This is a genomic window from Leptonema illini DSM 21528, from assembly GCF_000243335.1.
In the GTDB taxonomy this organism is placed as follows: Bacteria; Spirochaetota; Leptospiria; order Leptospirales; family Leptonemataceae; genus Leptonema; species Leptonema illini.
Genome location: NZ_JH597773.1, coordinates 2,167,274 through 2,185,017, shown reverse-complemented (window position 1 = coordinate 2,185,017; position 17,744 = coordinate 2,167,274). Strand labels below are relative to the sequence as shown.

Genomic DNA, 17,744 nt, shown 5'->3' with positions numbered 1-17,744 from the left:
TCCGGTAGCGCTGTATCCGCTCGAATTGGATCTATAGTTTTCGCGAGAACCCGTAAAACATTCTTTAACAGTCGCTGCTGACGGGCTTGGATTACGTTTTTCCACGCAGATAGCGCATCGAGCGATTGGAATATACGTGGGATGCAGTGGGAGTGGTTAGTCGGGAGGGCGGCTGGGGGATACTTCAATGCCAGTAGGGGCTGTAATAGCGGCTGCGGCGGGAGTCTCGGGGATGGAGTACGGCGCTGGAACTGTGAATATGGGGCGCGACATAATATAATTATGGGGACAATGGGCTTTGTTGCGCAAAAAAGGCTTGTACTGAGCGGCCTTGGCGACATAACGATATTATGAGCGCATTGCGGATAAAGGGAAAGCAAGATCCAAAGGTTCCCTATCGAGTTCTGAACTGGAGAGATTACAACAGAGGGCTCGTTAAGCGAGGGGATCTCTGTCTCTGGATAGAGGATGGAATTGAGGATCGCTGGTATTCCGTGGAAACACCGAATCGCCGGGGAAGAAGAGATAAATACTCTGATGCTGCTATTGAATGTGTTCTCGTTTTGAAGAGTCTCTTCGGGCTGCCTCTACGGCAAACAACGGGGCTGCTGGCATCGCTTTTCAAGCTCTCCGGATTGGATCTGGAAGTACCGGATTACAGTCGAATCTCACGCAGACAGGGTCGGCTCTCCCCTTCTATCAAATTGCCGAAGGGAATCCGATCAAAACCAATTCATCTTGTACTCGACGGAACGGGGCTCAAGGTTTTCGGCGAAGGCGAATGGAAAGTTCGCGAGCACGGTGCGGGGAAACGAAGGACATGGCGCAAGCTTCATCTTGCCATTGATGCAGGTAGCGGACAGATACTGACTGCGTTACTAACCCAGCGTGATACTCACGATGCGGAGCCCGCACCCGATATCATTCGATCACTCGTAAAGCAAGGCTATGACATAAAGGATTTTCGCGGGGATGGAGCGTACGATGCTCATAGAGTGTTTCTGACATGCTTGCAGCATGGAATCAAAGCCATTATTCCAAGCAGGGAAGGAGCCATTCTATCAAGCGAAAAATACGAGAATGCCATGGATAATACCTGGCCACGCGATGAAATCGTGAAAAGAATTCGGGAAATCGGAAAAGGAGGTTGGAAGACAGAGAGCGGATATTTCAAACGATCACTTGTAGAAATGGCAATCTATCGCTACAAGCGAACGTTCGGTGACCGCCTGAGCGCTCGTAACCTTGAGAATCAGCGAGTAGAGGTCACATTGCGGGCCTCTATGCTTAATAAAATGATCAAGACGGCTAAACCGAAGTCAGAGAAGCGGATCAGGTAATAAACGTTCTGGAATTGAAATCCGGGAGGCTATTGGCTCGGATAATCTTTGCGCAACAAAGCCGGGACAATGGCTTTGTTGTACTGAAAATGCTTGTACCCTGCAATGAGTCGTATAAACTGAACGCATGGCCCGGAAAAAAGCTGAAACACAGACCGAAGCAAAAGAGAAAACACGTTATCGTGTAAAGAACTGGCGGGAATATAACCAGGCCCTCGTGAACCGGGGAAGCCTGACCGTATGGATCTCAGATGATATCAGCACGACCTGGGCAGCGGAATACCGTCATAGAGGACGCGGCCATCAGCCTGTTTATTCGGACCAGGCAATTGAGTTCATGCTGACTCTCCGGGGCCTGTTCAAATTCCCTCTTCGCCAGACCACCGGTTTTGTAAGGTCGCTATTCACGATGCTAAAGCTGGATCTGCAAGTGCCCGATTATTCACAGGTTTGCAGAAGACAGGCGGGGATCAAGATGAAGCCGATCAATGCCTCAAAGGCTATGAAAAAAGGCGTGGATCTGGTTATGGATTCGACGGGGCTGAAAGTCTATGGCGACGGTGAATGGATGACCAGAAAGCATGGTCCCTCAAAACGTCGTACGTGGCGAAAACTGCATATCGGAATCGACGTTAATTCCGGCGAGATAGTTTATGCCGAGTTAACAAGCAATAATGAGGATAGCGGCGACAGCAAAGAAGCGGTAAAGGCGATGCGAGATTTGATTTCGTCAGGCGTGAAAATAAAGTCGTTCAGGGGCGACGGAGCCTATGATACTCATGCTGTTTACAATACCGCCCGCATCAACGGAATCAATGTGATCGTTCCACCCCGCGAACATGCAGTGACGCTCGATGAAAAGTATTCAAATGCGGAAAGGTTCAAGATATCCTGGCAGAGGGATGATACTATCAGGGCTGTGAGAGAGAAGACCCGAGCAGCATGGAAGAAGGAAAGCGACTATCATAAGCGATCACTCGTAGAAATGACTTTCTTTCGTTACAAAACAGTATTCGGAGAAAGGATGGCCGCTCGTAATTTCCCAAACCAGCAAGCCGAAGTTCTCTTGAGAAGCCGGTTGTTGAACAAGCTCAATCAGCTCGGCAAGCCCGTTTCTGTTCCGATAAAAACCTGAAGACTCAATGTTAAAACGACTGAGCATGGAAGTTCGCACTCTACTGACCGTTTCAATACAACAAAGCCGGGACAATAGTAATACGACAGTAATGAAATTATGTCGCGCCGCCTGTTCTGCCTGTAGCAACGATTTCTCTGGATCGCTGTCACATAGAGAGTGTTTATAGCTTGTCATACTGGTCATACGAGAATGCTGAGACACGACATGAATGTCCGCCTCTTCGTCGCTTTACTTCTGTGCATACCACACCTGTGCGCCTGTATCGGTCTTGGAGTGTTTTCAACCCGGCCGGATACCAGCGAACGCGAATTCAAAAGAGAAGAATACACAGCATCTCTCATAAAACAGTGGGATCTTCTGTACGGTCCTCCAGTCGAGGAATACGAGGATGCGAATGGCTGGAAGGTGAAGGTCTACAGTAGAAATCGCCTACGTTGGGTCGGCGTCACGCCGGTTGTCGGATGTGTTCCTCTGCCGCTTATCGTTCCGGCGGGCCGATCGACTATTACGATTTCGGAAAATCAGCAGGCTTCATTTGTGCGAGTGAAGACGCACAGTACAGATTGGTGCTGGACCGGGTGTGCCTGCGGCCTGAATCCCGGCGGCCTGTTTGGAACAGGCGGAGCATCGTGTGGCTGTAAGTGGAACTGTCGATCGTATTAGTCGAGCGAGGTGCATTTGCTCCTGCAGAATATTCGCCGATGGGCTTTCTGCTGAAAGCATCCGATGGTTTTTTTATTGACTCTGTAATCGGGACAGTCTATATACTAATAAATAAGGAGTATAAATGTGAAACGTATCGTTCTTTTGATTTTTCTCGGGTCCTGTGTTTCCGCTAAAACGGTTCAGGAGCTTGCACCGGTAAAGAATGAATCCGGCGCTATTCGCATTACCGCTGTCGAAACGGCCGATACCTATAATCCGGGTCTCTATTCGCCGAAAAATCCCGAAAAGGATACGATGCTCATCCTGCATGTTGAATTCATGAATCTCAGGAATGAAGAAGTTACAATCCTCCCGCATACTGGCCAGCTTGAGCCCACTGTGGGCATTCAGGGATCAATGCCGGCCGTTGTCGACTATGAGAATGCCTTTGAGGCGTTTGGAGAATCAATGTTTAAAGGGCGAACCGGCGAGGGGCCGATAGAGCTTGGATCGGGCGAGGCCGCCCGGCGGGTCTTTGTCTTCGTTTATCCGAAAGACAAAATGCCGACGACATTCAAGCTATCGAAAGCGTTGGACGAAAAAAAATCGGAAATCTGGTTAAGCGTGCCCGTTCCGAGTAAATAGGATCGCAGGTATAGGGAGGGGCTAACGCCGCTCCCGTCCCTCCCATTCCAGCCCGTTTGCTCTCTGCCTGTAGCGAGCCATGGACGGTAAAGCGACGGCGCCTGGCGCACGATCGCGCCACGCGCCGGACAGGCAGAGTGCAAACGGGCCTTAGTCCATCTCGGCGTATAACGCCGTCACGCCTTCGAAGATCGTGTCGGCGCTGTCCTGGCTTCGAAAGAGATAGCGGATTCTGCCTTCAGGGTCGATGAGATACAGATACGTCGAATGATCGACGATGACGTCTTTGCCTTTCTTCTCTATGTGAAAGAACGTTCCGAAGTTGCGGGCGATCTCTTCGAGCGATTTGCGATCGCCTGTTAATCCGGTGGCGGGGATCTTAAAGGCCTCAAGATAGCGCGAGAGTACTTCGGGCGTGTCTCGTTCCGGATCAACGGAGATAAAGAGGATCTCGGGGCGTTCCTCGGCGGGGAAGGGAAGCTTCTCGAAAACCTTCTGCAATTTCGACATGGTGGCCGGGCAGTAGTCCGGGCACTGCGTGTAGCCGAAGAAGACGAGGCGCACCGTTCCCGACGTCGGTTCGTAGTTATACGGCTGTCCCTCTGTATCGGTTAACGTGAATGCAGCGGGCGAGCCGAGCTGCTTCAACGGAAAGGGCTCTTTTTCGCAGGCGAGCAAGAGGCTGAAAGCGAAGCTTGATACGAGAAATAGCAGGATCCGTTTCATGGGTTTCCTCTGACGAGCACTTCAAGAGAATGAGTCGTTCCGCTCAGCGTGATCGTTACCGGAATGATCTCGCCGTTTTTTACAGGCTCGGTCGCTTCAAAGAGCATGATATGTGCCTTGCCCGGTGCAAGCTCCACGGCGCTTCGAGCGGGAATCGTGAGCGTGTCGATGCGTTCCATGCGCATGCGACCCTCGGACGTCGTCGTCTGATGAATCTCGATTCTTTTAAAGCGATCGGACTTTACGCTTTCAAGAACAAGAGCGTTCTCGGTGCCGTTGTGGATTGTGCCATACATTCCGAGAACAGGGCTGGGCGTATAGGCGATGTGCATATCTTCGAAACGCAGGATATTCTGCGGCGAGCAGGCAAAAAGCAGTAGGATGCCGGATACGATGCCGAGAAAGGCAGGAAAGCGACGCATAGTCACATCTTCTGCGCCCCGCTCAGAAAGGAAAGTGTTTTCACTGCTCTTGCGCTCATAGCGGGACGGGCAAACATCGCCTGCAATCCGACGATCAGCCCGACCGTGGCTGCCACATAGGCGGTGCCGGATCTGCGCAGCAGGGCCGATTGAACGATCGCTTCCATGAGTAAGAACGTGAGCAGGAGTTCCAGTAAAAAGGCCGCATGCGGAGCGACTCGCGGAGTTGTCGCTCCGAGTGTTGCATGTTCTGGCATGACGTAGAACAGAAAGCCGCTTGCTGCAAAGCCACCCACGGCCTGAGCCGTGAGATAGAGGGGCAGTCGCTTCAGCGATAGTTCCCTGGCCAGAGTCATGGCGATACTGACGGCCGGATTCATATGAGCGCCCGACACGGGACCGAAGACCAGTATCATCGCCGCCACGACTGCGCCGAATACGATAGCGATTCCCGTGTGTCCGGGGCCGCCGAAGGCATCATTGAAGATGATGGCGCCTGTTCCGGCAAAGACGAGAGCGAAGGTGGCGACGGCTTCTGCCAGAAAGAGGCATACGCCTTCGGATCGGCTACTGCATTCGTTCATCGTTAACTACCGTGGGGAGCGTATCTGTGCGTGGGTCGCGGAGGCGCCGGATGCAGCGCATCGACCGATAGCACTTCGGCATTCCAGTCCGTGAGATGCCGCAGCACCGTCTCTTTCAACTCGGTGGCGGCGAGGGTTGCGCGAAGGTTGACCGTGAATTCGGCCTTCTCATTCCCTGATCGCAGTGAAAGACGGCCCTCAATAGACGGACTCTCAGTCGAGCGCAACAGGCCACCTCTGAGATAGCCGTTGTCGCCGACAAGCACGCACTTGAAATTGCCCGTATGCCCGCGACGCGTTTCAATGTCGTTAACCACGCCTTTGAGAAATCCGGCCAGGGCAAGATCGGGCGCCGTTTCGGGGCTGACGGATAGCTTCATGTTCAGCCATCCCATCGCCGCCTCTGCCTCTGCATAGACGGCGTAGTCGATCTCTTTCAGACGGGCATCGCCGGGCCGCAGTCGCTGAAGCGCATCCCACCACTGCACGATGCCTTCTTCGGTTACGGCGCTGAGGGCGACGACGGGCGCCTGGACGGTGAGCTGTCGGATGGCATCTTCGCGAAGGGCATCGTCGAGCGTGTCGATCTTGGTGAGAGCGATCAGGTCGGCCTCTTCGAGCTGTTTTGTAAACAGATATTTAACGGCCTCACCGGCTGCATCATCGGGCAAGAGGGCGTTCATCTCATTGATGCGATGCGGATCGACGAGTACGGTAAGAGGCAGAATGGAAACGCTATCGGCCAGCAGATCTTTCAGAGGAGCGACGACGGTGGCTTGCAGATCGGTGCAGCTGCCGACGGGCTCGGCAAGAATCACGTCGGGGCAGTGAGCCAGCGAGTTCAGGATGGCCTGGGTCAGTCCGTCAAAATCGCAGCAGAAACAGGCGCCGACGACCTCTTCGACGGATAACCCTGCCTTTTCGAGGAAGATCGTATCGACGAGTCCGCCGGTCTGGTCGTTGGTGATGAGCGCCACGCGCCGCCCCTGTTTATTGAGATGCGCGGCAAAGGATCGCAGTAAGGTTGTTTTGCCAGATCCGAGCAGGCCGCCGATCAGGGCGAGTTGTGGCTTCATATACTCTACCGGGGTATGCGCTTGCCGGCCGTCAATCCTTTTCTGTATCGGCAAGGATCAGAAAGACGTCCTCAGCATCAAGGTCGTTGACTTCGGCGGCCTCTTCAAGCCATGCCCTTTCTTCATCATGCAGGATGCCGTCACATCGGGCAAGCTGCACGGCGTCTTTGAGGAACTGCATGGCCGTCGCCTGAGAGTGGAACCGGTGAGGGGATCGCTTCATATGCCGGTTTGTGAGGGCTGAGGCCATCGTCTCATCGATGAAGCGCTCGGCATAGCCGTGCCGGATGGCGTATTCTTTAAACCGGGCCTGTTCTGCCGGATGCAGATGGCCGTCGGCAATCATCAGCTGAAGCAGCATCTGCAGATAGTGGGCCATATCCTGTAGGTCTTCGGCCGTCAGTGCAGAAATGGAATTGCTCATGTTGCCTGGCAATTCGTTTTCCCGACTCATGCAGTTACTCCGGTTGTGTGAAATGTTGTTAAGACATATACGGGCATCCCTTTTAAAGGGTCACCACTCTCCCGTACGGTCAAGTGCAAAAAGACGACGGTTTTCTTTACAGCGACGGAGGCCGGGCGTTTCCTGTACTATGTTTCAGAAGGATAGCGACGACCCATCCCTCTCATCAACGGAGTTCTTCGATTTTGAATCTGCTGAAATGCAGGCCTTTCTCGATCGAGTGACGCCCGTCGATGCCGCCCCCCTTGAGCGCTTGAAGGCCGCTTATATCGCCGTGCGAGACGGCATCGCCTATAATCCCTATCGCATTCCGTTACAGCGCGAATACTATCGCGCCTCGCGTATCTGTCGTATGAAGCGGGCCTACTGTATACCGAAGTCTCTTCTTTTTGCCGCCTGCGCGCGAGCGCTTGGCTTTCGCTCCTGGATAGGTCTCGCCGACGTCGTCAATCATCTCTCTTCACAGAGATTTATCGAGTATCTCGGCACGAACGTCTTCGCCTACCACGGCTATGCCGTCGTCGAGGTGAACGGAAGACGTTTGAAGGCGACCCCGGTTTTTGATGCGAAGCTCTGTGCAAAGTTCGGAGTCGCTCCGCTTGATTTTGACGGCGAGAACGATGCCCTGTTTCAACAGTATGACGGTAAAGGCCACCGATTCATGGAGTATATTCGAGAGCGAGGCGAGTTCGACGAATTCCCGTTTGAAGAGGTGATGCGAGGGTTAGCTGAAATGTATCCGCATCTTATTGGAAACCAGGTCGACGGCGATTTCATGAACGAGGCGCCGGCTCATTGATTGGCTGTTGGCCGGGTTGTTTGGCGTGCGCCTGTCCGGACATACTGAGTGCTTGAATGTCGGATTTCGAAGACGCTCAGTCTTCGTCTTTTTTCAGATAATCAAGCAGGGCCAGGTGATGCGGCATGCGTGACGTCGTTTCGAGCGCCTGAATGGTCTTTTTCATCCATTCCGGATTCTCAAGCAACTCCATGCGAATATAGAGACGACGCAGCTTGGACAGGGCGCGGATCTCCTTGAATCTCTGTTCTCTGTCATAGAAGAGCATATCGCTTACGGCATCGGCGTTCATGTTAGGCGACGCCAGGGCCTCGACGACGTCGTCCACCCAGATGAGGCCGTCGAATTTTCTTTCGACAAAAGAGACGGCCTGTTCGACGCGCGAGGGAAGCGTCTTGCGTCGTTCGGCTGGGGCCGACGGTCGCTTGCGTCGAGATGCGGTCGTAGCGGGCGTCGCCTCGGGAACGGTCGACTCATCGTTAACCGGAGCCGATGGCATGAGTCCGAGCACGGTGAGCACCCAGTCGATGAGGCGCTGAAAGATGGATTTCTTCGATCTCTCGCTTTTTGCAATCTCGCGTTTGCGGTCGTCCTCCCAGCGGCGAATGGCAAGCAGCAGCTCTTCTTGCAGGCGTCGGGCCGCTTCGGTGAGGCCGGCCGACTGCGCGACAAAATCGTAGATACCTCCGGGAATACCGTTCTGCTTCGCCATAAGATGCAGAAGGGTTCGCTGGCTGCGGTGGTCGATGAATGCCTGAATCAGATTGGACCTGAACAGAAAGAAGTGTTCGCCGCGGCTTCCCTGATGCACGAGAACCTCTGGGTCCTTTTTTGCTCGTTCGAGAAACTGCTTGAAGATGCGAAGAGGATCGGCTAACCTCTTCAATAAAAAAGGAGGCGGGGTCAGCGTCTCGGCCGTAATAGAAACGGGGCGCAGCTGCATATTGAGCACCGAGAGCATGTCGGTGTAGGCGAAATCAAGCGCCGCTTCGAGTCGCATCTGACGCAGAATCTCGACGAGATCGTGCAGACGACGCAGGGCGTCATGAAACGACTGAATGCCCGGCCAGGCGTCATCCGACCTGAGAGAGGCATGCTGATCGAAAAGGGCGCGCAGGGTTTCATAGTCGAACCCTTCAGCTGAGCTCTCTACCTGAAGGGCAAGCGATCTCGCCGTTTCAAGGTGTGCCTGATACAGCCACTCCGCATAGGTGGGCTGCTCGACAAGATCGTCGTCGCCGGGCTGGATTAAAAGAGCAGGATCGGGAAAAAGGATATGTCGTTCCGGAGCGATGGCATAGAGAAATACCTGTTCTCCTCTGTTCTCTACGGCCTCAAGCACGCCGGGAGGAATCTCACGACTGGATTGAAAATGCAGAAAAAGTTCGCTACAGGGACGATTGAGGATCTGCATAACCCTGCCGATGGTGCGATCGGGAAGATCATACGATTCGAGCAATCCCTCCATCGTATGGGATTCGAGCGTGCCCAGCGCTTCGATGAGGCGATGTCGGTCGAGCAATCCGCGAAAGACCGCCGTCGGCGTTTCGGCGAGGAATCCGACCTTTTCGCGGTGATGCAGATAGCAGGCGAGGGAGAGAGCGCTCATCTCGTCGCAATCCTGCACGATGCGATCGGCATCCGAAGTGCGAAGCGATGCGGGTCGGATAAACACCTTTCTGGTGGAGAGGCGTCCGGAATCGACCTGATAATCGAGCCAGACGTATTCGTTGACGATGTTACGCTGCACAAGCAGACGCAGGTCTTCGGGAGAACTGAAAAGATGCTCGGGGCCTTTCAGGCTGCGGATGGACCGCGTCATCGTCAGAGCCGCCGTCGTTCCCTGCTCGATGAGACCGACGTCTTTCAGGGCAGACGGATTCATGCCGGCAAGGGCCGCCTGTAGCTCCGCCGCCGTAAGAAAAGTGGATGTTTCGCTCATGCTGTCTGTCCCGGTTTGATCAGTATCTCTTCGACGATCGTATCAGTTCTGTTCAGTTGAAGCCGCACATGATGATGAACTGGTTCTCCGGCCTCTCTGTATATCCTCGGAACGCGAGCGGCATTGATGAAATGAATTCCGTCGCGTTCCACGGTCCAGAGGCGATCTCCTCCGCCGCGCAGATGATGATGCATATGACCGGCGACAAAGGCGCGAATACGCTTCCCTTTTTTCAGAGCATAATTGAGGGCGAGTTCGGCGTCTTCATCGCCGAAGTCCCCCATCTCTTTGCGAAAGTCACAGCCGAAGATGTCGCTGCGATCCTCGCCCAGTCCCGTCGGACCGTTATGCCCGAAGAAGATGATTTCACGCTCGGTGCGATCGATGAGCTTCTGGATCTTCTCGGCTGATTCTTCGACGGTCGTCACTCCGAAGCGATCGCGCAGATAGGGGATAAAGGCCAGGCCCGGACCGCCGATCGAATGCGGTCGCAGCACGACGATATCGTAACTGCCGTAGGCATGCAGGCTGTAGCCGCCGAGCACGACCGGGTCCAGGGCTCTCTCAAGCGCCATGACGCGTTTAAACTGCCCCATGCCCGATGTGCCGATCAGCGTTTCGTTTTTTATGATCTCGCCGAGGTTCTGGCGTACCGTTGTCGCATCATGGTTGCCAGGAATCATCAGCGCCGGCTTTTTTAACGCCGATAGAGCGCGAGCAATATCGAAGGTCTGTCTGTGCAGCCGGCCAGGAAGGTCACCGCATACAAGAATAAGATCGTACTTCGATGAATTGAAATAGTGCGTATCAAAATCGTTCCAGCAGGTGTGAATGTCACCGACGATGGCGATCTGCATGGCGGTCCTCTCCCTGTTTTTGAGTTGAAGCTGTGCCCGTACTCGATTTTCTGACTCTCTGTATGAAATATACGATCTGGAGGGTGACGCCGGCCGGAGACGGTTTTCCGCTTTCGAATATGGGCGTTACTTCCATGAAAGAACGGGCTCTTGAAAAATCACGAGCCCTGAACCAGAAGCTTCGCGCATCGGAGCCTGAGTCCGAAGAGCGCTTCATCGTGCGCGACGAGAAGGGCCGCGAGGTCCGCGATATCATCTGATCGATTCTCTCTTCTCAAGGAATCGAAGGATGTACTTGCCCAGGATGTCGAATTCAAGATTCACCTGAGTTCCTTTCTGCCATGTACCTGCATCGGTGATCGACGCCGTATGCGGAATGATGTTAACGGCGAACAGATTCTCGCGAAGGCCCGATACGGTCAGGCTGATGCCGTTCACACAGATGCTTCCCTGAGGTACGAGCAGAGAAGCATGTCTCTCTGGATAACGAATCCAGTATTCGGTGCTGCCATCACGCGGTAGCACGGCATCGACTTCACCTACGGCATCGACATGGCCCTGCACAAAATGGCCGTCAAGGCGGCCGTCCGCTCGCAGCGCTCGTTCGAGGTTGATCTTTGACCCGACGAGGAGGGAGCCGATGGCCGTTTTCTCAAGCGTTTCGGCTATGGCCGTCACCCTGTAGGCCTCTTTAAGGCCTTCTTCGGGCTCCACGGTCAGGCAGACGCCGTTATGGGCGACGCTTTCACCAACGTTCAGCTCTGAGGCGATCGCGCTTTTAATGTGGAAGATGCGATTGGTACCCGACTGGCTGATGCTTTCGACGATGCCGGTGTTCTCTATGATGCCGGTGAACATAGGGCGAAAATAGCCTCTGGCAGCGGGCTGTCGACGGGATTTCCCCATTCACGATCTCGCTTTTTTAGCGGATGCGCGAAAATTTAGTTCCGCTGGCGGACCGCTTTCTGTTCGATGGGGATATGAATCGCCGGGAAGAGCTTGATCCGCTGGAATTTTCGTTACAGGCCGTAACGACGCCGGCCAGGGCCTTTCGCACGCTCACCTCGCAAACCGAGTTGCGGAAGTGGTGGGCTCCTCGCGTCATCATGTCGCGCAACATCGTCTCGCATAAGCCGGGCGATGAGGTCGAGATGATTCTGCTCACGCAGGATAAGAACGAACTCATCCGCTATGGATTGAAAGGCAGGTCATGGCCGTCGCAGCAGGGCGAAACGATCATTACGTTCGAAATCGAGGATCGCGGCGTGCGTCGCGGCTCGGCCGGCGAAGGTATTCGCGTCAACATCTATCATGAGGGATGGACCGATCCGGCGCTGCGCGCCGAGTACGAGGCCATCTGGAAACTGGCGGCACCCGCTCTCGAACAGCTGCTTCGCGATGAAGAACCCGAACCGTGGTGGGATAACGATACCTGGAAGGGAGAGTACCGTCCTGCCGTGCTTGCCGATCTGAAAGAGTTTCTTCGGCGTATGGAAGAAGAGACGAGGGCGAAAAAAGAGAAGCAGAAGGCCTCAAAAATTCTCTGGAAGGTCTTTCAGGAGCTCGACGGAAAGGGCGAATGGTACTGCAAAGAGAATTATACCGAGATGGAATTCGTCGCCCGCGGGCAGAAGATCTTCGGAGCGCAGAAGGCCGGTCAGCTTGTGATGAGCTGGCGAGAGCTTGATCCCATTCTCGGCCGCAATCTACAGGATTTCGCCGATCGTTTCAGCATCGAGCAGGATATGGATATTCGCGTCGGTCAGAACTACGACCGAATGCCGGCCTCACGACTCAATCCCGATCTTTTCATACGCTGGTGCAACGACGTCATCAGCCATCGTGGAGACGGAACGTGAAATCGTTCAGCTGTACCGTAGCCGGCGATCGCGAACTCATACTGGAAATCCGCACCCCGTCGATCAAAGAAGGCACGCTGTACAGGCTTTCTGCGGCGATCTATTCGCTTGATCTCGACATATATTCGGGCGATATCGACACGCTTGAAGAGGACGGCGAGCTGTACTCTTACGATCGCTTTGTGTTGCGCACGATGGTGGACGGAAGCGCCCGGAAGTTATCCGAAATCGGGTTGAAGCTCGGTATGTTGATGGAGGCTTTGCTGTCAGACGACTCCGACCCCGAAGAGCTGATTCGTGCCGGCGAGAAAGAGATCCCCCGGCCGGAGTCGTTCTTTGAAGCGGGAGTCGAGGTACTGTTTGATCAGAACACAGAGAAGGGCGAGACGACGATGTATCTTGAGGCGCCCGACCGGCCGGGTCTTCTTTTTACGGTGGCAAGGTTGTTATTCCGGCATGACGTGAATATCGTCTCGGCGACCTTGCGTTCGACCTATGGCGGTCATGCGCGCGATCTTTTTCATCTACAGAGCAAAGGGAAGCCGCTGAGCGCGGAAAAGATCGAAGCCCTATCGTCTTTTCTTTCGCAGTTTACCGCATCTGAAAACTGAATCAGACCGTCTGTCGGAACCATTCCTGCAATCGATGTTGCAGCGACGACGCCTTGCCCGTGATCTCGGCAAACGATGGGATGAGGTCGATGAAATACTGCTTGCCGCGCTCCGATTCGGGCAGGCCTTCGAGGCTGCGACGCAGCTGAATCGTCAGATCGAGAATGTTCCGTAGAAGCTCTGAATACGTGCGGTGAAGCTCGTAATGCTTGATCTGCTCGATCTGCTGGCGCTCATCGGGAAGGGCTTCGATGCGCTTCTTCTCGATAGCAGGAAAAGAACTCAGGTAATGCAGCGGGGATTTTGGAAATCCCGATAACTCCTGATAGAGGCGGGCCGCCTCAACGGCTGCCTGTATGCAGGATTCATCTACTTTTTTAGCGGTCGCAAAGAAGTCTTCTGATCCGCCGATATGATCGAGTACTCTTGACCGGCTCATGACTTTAATGATGGCCTTCTGGCTGTCGATGATGCGTGAGATCTCGCGCTCGAGTTCGGGAAAAAGGTCGATCTCGCTGATGAGCGGAGTGCCCGGAGCCGTGAAATCGTCGATAAAGCCCGAATCCTCTTCGCTGAAAAGCTGTGACGGATCGGGCAGGTCACCGGATGCGTCCTGTCGTGAGGGGCGAAACTCTCCGGATGAATCCCGACGGGCACCACGGTCATGAGGTTGATCCATAGGTTTTTCAGGAGCGCTAGAAGAAGGCTGAGAAGCCGTGTAAGAATCAGGAGCGCGTGAGAGCAGAGGCTCGGGCAGCTCGCTCTTAAACGGATCGTCATGCTCGTCGGGTTCGAGCGTGAACTCGAGCTCATCGCCCTTTTCGGCTCTTCGCTGTCGCAGGATTTCAGCACGGATGCGCACGGCCTCGTCTTTTGATCCGGCCAGACGCACGACATGGATCTGCCTGCTGTTCAGGTCAAAGCGAAGGGCATAGCGGTTTCCCTCGCGATCCATGTATTTCTTGTTCAGGTCGCGGATGCTGATACGGCGCGGGTCAAGGTCATCGACCGTGTCGATGAGAATATACCTCGATTTCTGGAAGTAGGGAGATGACATCCTTTTACACCGATAGGTGTTTAGACGGATTCTTCAACAAAAATCCTTTCCAGATCGGAGTCTCCGAACAGATATTTTTCACAGCAGAATTCGCAGGTGATCTCGATTTTGCCCCGTTCGGCGATGAGCGCATCGGCTTCTTCCCGACCCATACCGATGATCAGCCTTTCCACCTTCTCTTTTGAACAGTCACAGTAATGAAATAACCGCCCTTCTGCCAGCGTTCCAGGAAGCTCGGGAAGAATCCCCTGTCGGCGTAGAAGGTCGAGAACGGAATGCTCTTTCAAGAAATCAAGAAGCCTGTCGGTGTCGTCGGCCGTTGCTCCGGGCATGGCCTCGAAAAGCGATCCGTAGATGCCTGCATGCTGCAGGCTGATCGGACCCGGGAAGAATGAGGTTCGGGTGCCGTCGTCGGCAAAGGGTCCGAGCTCCACAAAGACCTGAACCTGCTCGGACTTACCGAGAAACTCCTCTACGTTGCGGGCGATGCTCTGATTGCGGAATTCCACGCTCGAGGCATAGACCTTGCGGGATTGCTGGCGAAACAGGCTGACGTTTAGCGTCCCCGATCCCTTTCCGTCCATTAATGAGCCGGGCCAGTCCGACCTTGCCTCCGGTGTATAACCGCGCATCCCGCCGTCAAAACGTCCGAAGCTCATCAGGCGACGGACGGGGCCCTCACATTCAAAGTGCAGCCCGACCGTCTGGTCGTCCTCTTTTGTGCCGCGCGCCGCAAGCAGAAAGGAGGCGACGGCCGCCTCACCGATCAAAAGAGCCGGCCCTACGTCCATCTCATGTCTGGTCCAGATCTCCTGAACCGACGAGAAGGCCGTCGCAATAACGTAGCGATAGGCGATATCGGGCAGCACGCCTCGAATATAGGAATCTGTTTTCATCGTTTCGTTTTTACTGCGGGCATAAAGCGGCCCGAACGGATGGCGCGAAAGAATACGCTGTAATCGTTGCGCGCATTCCATGCAACATAGCCCGCTCCTCCCGAATCCTGAGCCGCATCAAGCTGTGCTCTGATATAGTTTTCCACCGACAGGCCCGACTCACCCACGCGCATTCCAAAGGCCTGGATATAAGGAACGATGCGGGCGTTCCGCACGCGCTTTCTTGAGCCGAGCGTGCCGTCGAAGATCGTATGATAGGGCTTCCTGCGTCGTATCGGGTCGCCGTAGAAATGCGACGGATACAGCATCGGATAAATCACATCCATGTGTCGATCGAAAAGTTCAAGCTTCTGGCCGATGATATCGTCACGATTAAAGGCGATGCGACCGAAGATGTCGGCGCCGATTCGCACTTTATACGGGCGCAGACGCCTCTCGAATTGCGAGAGCACCGAGGAGATATAATCGTATCGCTTCTGCACGGTCAGGCCTTTAACGCGCAGATTGTCGGCGAAACGAATATAGTCGAGCTGTATCTCGGCGAATCCGGCCTTTGCCCCTTCTTCGGCCCTGTTAACGATACGTTCAATGTGCCCTTTCGGAGCCGGGTATGTTTTCAGTCCTGCGTCGAAGACGACGACACGCGCAACAAGATAGAATCCCATATCTTCGGCAAGCTTGAGAGCCTCGGCCGGCGGCATATGAGGCTGGATGTCGATGACGAGCACGTTGATGCCGTGGTTATCCGCCGTCTTCAGGAAGTTTGCAAATCCTTTGCCGCGCACAAGGGCGTTGTTGATATACAGGCCTCTGTAAAAGGACGGCGCCGCCTTCGCGAAGCTGCGGTTGTTTCGCGGCTCGGGCAGTTCGACCGTATCGCTCATGGCGACGAGTTCGATCTCGTCTTCAGGCTTTTCTTGCGAAGTCCTGTCTTCGCGGGGCTTTTCGGAAGTGTTCTTTTTCAGAACCTGCTTCCGTTCAGCGGGTTTCCTGTCAGAGTAGTTCTGTTTCAGTTCATCGGGCCTCTTTTCTGCGGGCTTCTCTGCCGACCTGCGTTTCAGATCAGAAGGGGACGTCTCAGGAGTCGGTTCTTTTGCTCGGGGCTCCGCTTCCTGTTTTTGTTCCGTTATCCCGGCGCGCGGCTTTTCTATAGAAGGGACAGAAGGCTGCGGCGTTTCACTGCGTCGCTCTTCAGGAGCTTTACCGTAGCGGGTGCGCAGATAGCGATAGAAATCCGACAGTTCCTGCCGGTTCTCTTCGGGTATGAGATGACGGTTTTCGGCCTGCGTGAGCGTAAGAAGCGGCAGGGCGATCATGCTGAGCAGAAGCAGGATGCGGGGCAGCCTTTTTTTATGAAGCGAGAACATCGTATCTATGATCGGCATCCGGCGATGAAGGGCGTGCAGAAAAACGCATGGCATCAGTGCAATGCGATGATGCCGCCCATCATGACCCAGTCCGAGGGCGTCGTTTCAAGCGGCGGGAAAAAAACGGCGCTCTGGCCGGGCGTGACGGAACTGACCGGCTCAAGAAGCTCGACGTGCAGGCGCATGCCGACGGGCAGGCCGTTAAAAGAAATCTCAGAGCTTTCTTCAAGGAACGAAACGCGGCAGCGCACGGGCGTGGAACGGTACCGCACCTGAACGCGCCCCTCGATAGAAGAAGCAGAGGAGCCCGGTGTAAGGTTTTTCAGCTCTTCTTCTGAAAGGCCCATACAATGAACCTGCTCGACGACAAAATCCGTGCACAGCGTTCTATCGACCGGACCGAGGATGACGTCGCCGCTCTCTTCGATGCGAAGAACATAGAGAGGCTCCTTCCAGGCGATTCCAAGGCCCTTGCGCTGGCCGACGGTGAACTTCTCCCGGCCCGAATGCTTGCCGAGTATGCGTCCTTCTTCGTCGCGAAAGTATCCCGGCGTGAAGGCGACCCCTTTTTTCTCAAGGAATTCGCGATAGTCGTTGTCGGGAATAAAACAGATCTCCTGCGATTCCTCTTTATCGGCGACGACCAGTCCGTGGCGGCGTGCGATGTCGCGCACCTCTGCCTTCGTCATATCGGCAAGCGGGAAGTAGGTCGCTTTGAGCACCTCCTGGCTCAGTCCATAAAGATAATAGGCCTGATTCTTTCGCTCATCTCTGCCTGTGCGAATCGCATATCGACCGTTCGGCAACCGGCGGATGCCGGCGTAATGTCCGGTGGCGATGGTTTCAATGTTCAGGTCTCGCGCCTTCGAAAACAGCGCTCCGAACTTCACAAACGTATTGCATTCAACACACGGATTGGGCGTGCGCGCATGGGAGTAGTCGCGCACAAAGCGGTCCATGACCTTCTCTTCAAAGACCTTCTCCATACGCAGAACATAGAAGGGAATGTCGATCTGCATTCCCACCGCTCTTGCGTCCTGGATGTCTTCGGGGCTGCAGCATGATTTCTTTCTCGGATCGCAGGAGGCCTCGTATTCCCAGACGCGAAGATTGACGCCGACGACGTCGTAGCCGCGCTCTCGTAGCATGAGGGCGACGACGGCGCTATCGACGCCGCCCGACATGGCGACGACGACTCGGCTTCCCGCCGGTGGAGCCGGGTTATCTTCTTCAAGCGAAGAGGGCATATGTTGCATGGCCGCCTCTTGCGAAGAGAGGGTGTTTGTGGGTGAAGTCTTCAATTCAGCGTTCGATTCA

General features: G+C 54.7%; 18 protein-coding genes and 1 pseudogene. 7 read left to right on the top strand and 12 right to left on the bottom strand.

Going from position 1 to position 17,744, the window contains the following annotated elements; all coding sequences use genetic code 11:
• Nucleotides 1–350 precede the first annotated feature (350 nt).
• The 3 genes from LEPIL_RS10065 (at nucleotide 351) to LEPIL_RS10055 (ending at nucleotide 3,768) form a co-directional block, all read left to right on the top strand.
• Nucleotides 351–1,340, top strand: coding sequence for an IS5-like element ISLil3 family transposase (locus LEPIL_RS10065; protein ID WP_002772154.1), 990 nt, complete (start codon nucleotides 351–353; stop codon nucleotides 1,338–1,340).
• Between the two features lie 127 nt (nucleotides 1,341–1,467).
• The gene (locus LEPIL_RS10060) at nucleotides 1,468–2,475 is read left to right on the top strand and encodes an IS5-like element ISLil2 family transposase (protein WP_002769088.1); all 1,008 of its coding nucleotides are present in this window, start codon (nucleotides 1,468–1,470) and stop codon (nucleotides 2,473–2,475) included.
• A 792-nt stretch (nucleotides 2,476–3,267) separates the two neighbouring features.
• A complete protein-coding gene (locus tag LEPIL_RS10055; RefSeq protein ID WP_002772343.1) occupies nucleotides 3,268–3,768 on the top strand; it encodes a hypothetical protein in 501 nt (166 codons plus the stop codon).
• A gap of 150 nt (nucleotides 3,769–3,918) precedes the next feature.
• Here LEPIL_RS10055 and LEPIL_RS10050 read toward each other — a convergent pair whose 3' ends face one another.
• Genes LEPIL_RS10050 through LEPIL_RS10030 form a run of 5 tightly spaced genes read right to left on the bottom strand, consistent with a single transcriptional unit; the run spans nucleotide 3,919 to nucleotide 7,030 of the window.
• Nucleotides 3,919–4,494, bottom strand: a complete 576-nt coding sequence (locus tag LEPIL_RS10050; protein WP_002772342.1) for an SCO family protein — start codon at nucleotides 4,492–4,494, stop codon at nucleotides 3,919–3,921.
• Nucleotides 4,491–4,916: a copper chaperone PCu(A)C gene (locus tag LEPIL_RS10045; protein WP_002772341.1), complete on the bottom strand. Its 426-nt coding sequence runs from the start codon at nucleotides 4,914–4,916 to the stop codon at nucleotides 4,491–4,493. The genes LEPIL_RS10050 and LEPIL_RS10045 overlap by 4 nt, the downstream gene beginning before the upstream one ends.
• A gap of 2 nt (nucleotides 4,917–4,918) precedes the next feature.
• On the bottom strand, nucleotides 4,919–5,500 hold the full coding sequence (locus LEPIL_RS10040) for an aquaporin (protein WP_002772340.1): 582 nt from the start codon (nucleotides 5,498–5,500) through the stop codon (nucleotides 4,919–4,921).
• Between the two features lie 2 nt (nucleotides 5,501–5,502).
• Complete coding sequence (locus LEPIL_RS10035) at nucleotides 5,503–6,576, bottom strand: cobalamin synthesis protein P47K (protein WP_002772338.1); 1,074 nt, start codon at nucleotides 6,574–6,576, stop codon at nucleotides 5,503–5,505.
• 31 nt (nucleotides 6,577–6,607) lie between these two features.
• Nucleotides 6,608–7,030 (bottom strand): tellurite resistance TerB family protein, encoded by a 423-nt coding sequence (locus LEPIL_RS10030; RefSeq protein WP_002772337.1) that lies wholly within the window; start codon nucleotides 7,028–7,030, stop codon nucleotides 6,608–6,610.
• A 139-nt stretch (nucleotides 7,031–7,169) separates the two neighbouring features.
• On the opposite strand from LEPIL_RS10030, the gene LEPIL_RS10025 reads away from it, so the two are divergent.
• Nucleotides 7,170–7,838 carry a transglutaminase domain-containing protein gene (locus tag LEPIL_RS10025; RefSeq protein ID WP_002772336.1) on the top strand — a complete coding sequence of 223 codons (669 nt, stop codon included), beginning with the start codon at nucleotides 7,170–7,172 and terminating at the stop codon, nucleotides 7,836–7,838.
• 76 nt (nucleotides 7,839–7,914) lie between these two features.
• Here LEPIL_RS10025 and LEPIL_RS10020 read toward each other — a convergent pair whose 3' ends face one another.
• The gene (locus LEPIL_RS10020) at nucleotides 7,915–9,780 is read right to left on the bottom strand and encodes a hypothetical protein (protein WP_002772335.1); all 1,866 of its coding nucleotides are present in this window, start codon (nucleotides 9,778–9,780) and stop codon (nucleotides 7,915–7,917) included.
• Entirely contained in the window at nucleotides 9,777–10,637 is an 861-nt protein-coding gene (locus LEPIL_RS10015) for a metallophosphoesterase (RefSeq protein WP_002772334.1), read from the bottom strand. The genes LEPIL_RS10020 and LEPIL_RS10015 overlap by 4 nt, the downstream gene beginning before the upstream one ends.
• Before the next feature lie 62 nt (nucleotides 10,638–10,699).
• Here LEPIL_RS10015 and LEPIL_RS10010 point away from each other — a divergent pair, with 62 nt between their 5' ends.
• A complete protein-coding gene (locus tag LEPIL_RS10010) occupies nucleotides 10,700–10,897 on the top strand; it encodes a hypothetical protein (RefSeq protein WP_143464777.1) in 198 nt (65 codons plus the stop codon).
• On the opposite strand, the gene LEPIL_RS10005 is transcribed toward LEPIL_RS10010, so the two are convergent.
• Nucleotides 10,890–11,495, bottom strand: a complete 606-nt coding sequence (locus LEPIL_RS10005) for a riboflavin synthase (RefSeq protein ID WP_002772332.1) — start codon at nucleotides 11,493–11,495, stop codon at nucleotides 10,890–10,892. The two genes, LEPIL_RS10010 and LEPIL_RS10005, sit on opposite strands and share 8 nt — an antisense overlap.
• Nucleotides 11,496–11,566: 71 nt before the next feature.
• Between LEPIL_RS10005 and LEPIL_RS10000 the strand changes: the two genes are divergently transcribed.
• Together LEPIL_RS10000 and LEPIL_RS09995 are read left to right on the top strand one after the other, a co-directional pair.
• The gene (locus LEPIL_RS10000) at nucleotides 11,567–12,496 is read left to right on the top strand and encodes an SRPBCC family protein (RefSeq protein WP_002772331.1); all 930 of its coding nucleotides are present in this window, start codon (nucleotides 11,567–11,569) and stop codon (nucleotides 12,494–12,496) included.
• Nucleotides 12,493–13,107, top strand: coding sequence for an ACT domain-containing protein (locus tag LEPIL_RS09995; protein WP_002772329.1), 615 nt, complete (start codon nucleotides 12,493–12,495; stop codon nucleotides 13,105–13,107). The genes LEPIL_RS10000 and LEPIL_RS09995 overlap by 4 nt, the downstream gene beginning before the upstream one ends.
• 1 nt (nucleotide 13,108) lies before the next feature.
• Here the strand turns inward: LEPIL_RS09995 and LEPIL_RS09990 are convergent, their stop codons facing one another.
• The 4 genes and pseudogenes from LEPIL_RS09990 to mnmA all read right to left on the bottom strand — a co-directional run.
• Complete coding sequence (locus tag LEPIL_RS09990) at nucleotides 13,109–14,164, bottom strand: hypothetical protein (protein ID WP_002772328.1); 1,056 nt, start codon at nucleotides 14,162–14,164, stop codon at nucleotides 13,109–13,111.
• Nucleotides 14,165–14,184: 20 nt separating this feature from the next.
• Nucleotides 14,185–15,060: an Hsp33 family molecular chaperone HslO gene (locus LEPIL_RS09985; RefSeq protein WP_002772327.1), complete on the bottom strand. Its 876-nt coding sequence runs from the start codon at nucleotides 15,058–15,060 to the stop codon at nucleotides 14,185–14,187.
• Nucleotides 15,057–16,445 carry a putative glycoside hydrolase gene (locus LEPIL_RS21980; protein WP_157135051.1) on the bottom strand — a complete coding sequence of 463 codons (1,389 nt, stop codon included), beginning with the start codon at nucleotides 16,443–16,445 and terminating at the stop codon, nucleotides 15,057–15,059. The genes LEPIL_RS09985 and LEPIL_RS21980 overlap by 4 nt, the downstream gene beginning before the upstream one ends.
• A 47-nt stretch (nucleotides 16,446–16,492) precedes the next feature.
• A pseudogene (gene mnmA / locus LEPIL_RS09975) lies at nucleotides 16,493–17,674 on the bottom strand (tRNA 2-thiouridine(34) synthase MnmA); the annotation flags it as partial.
• Nucleotides 17,675–17,744: the final 70 nt, after the last annotated feature.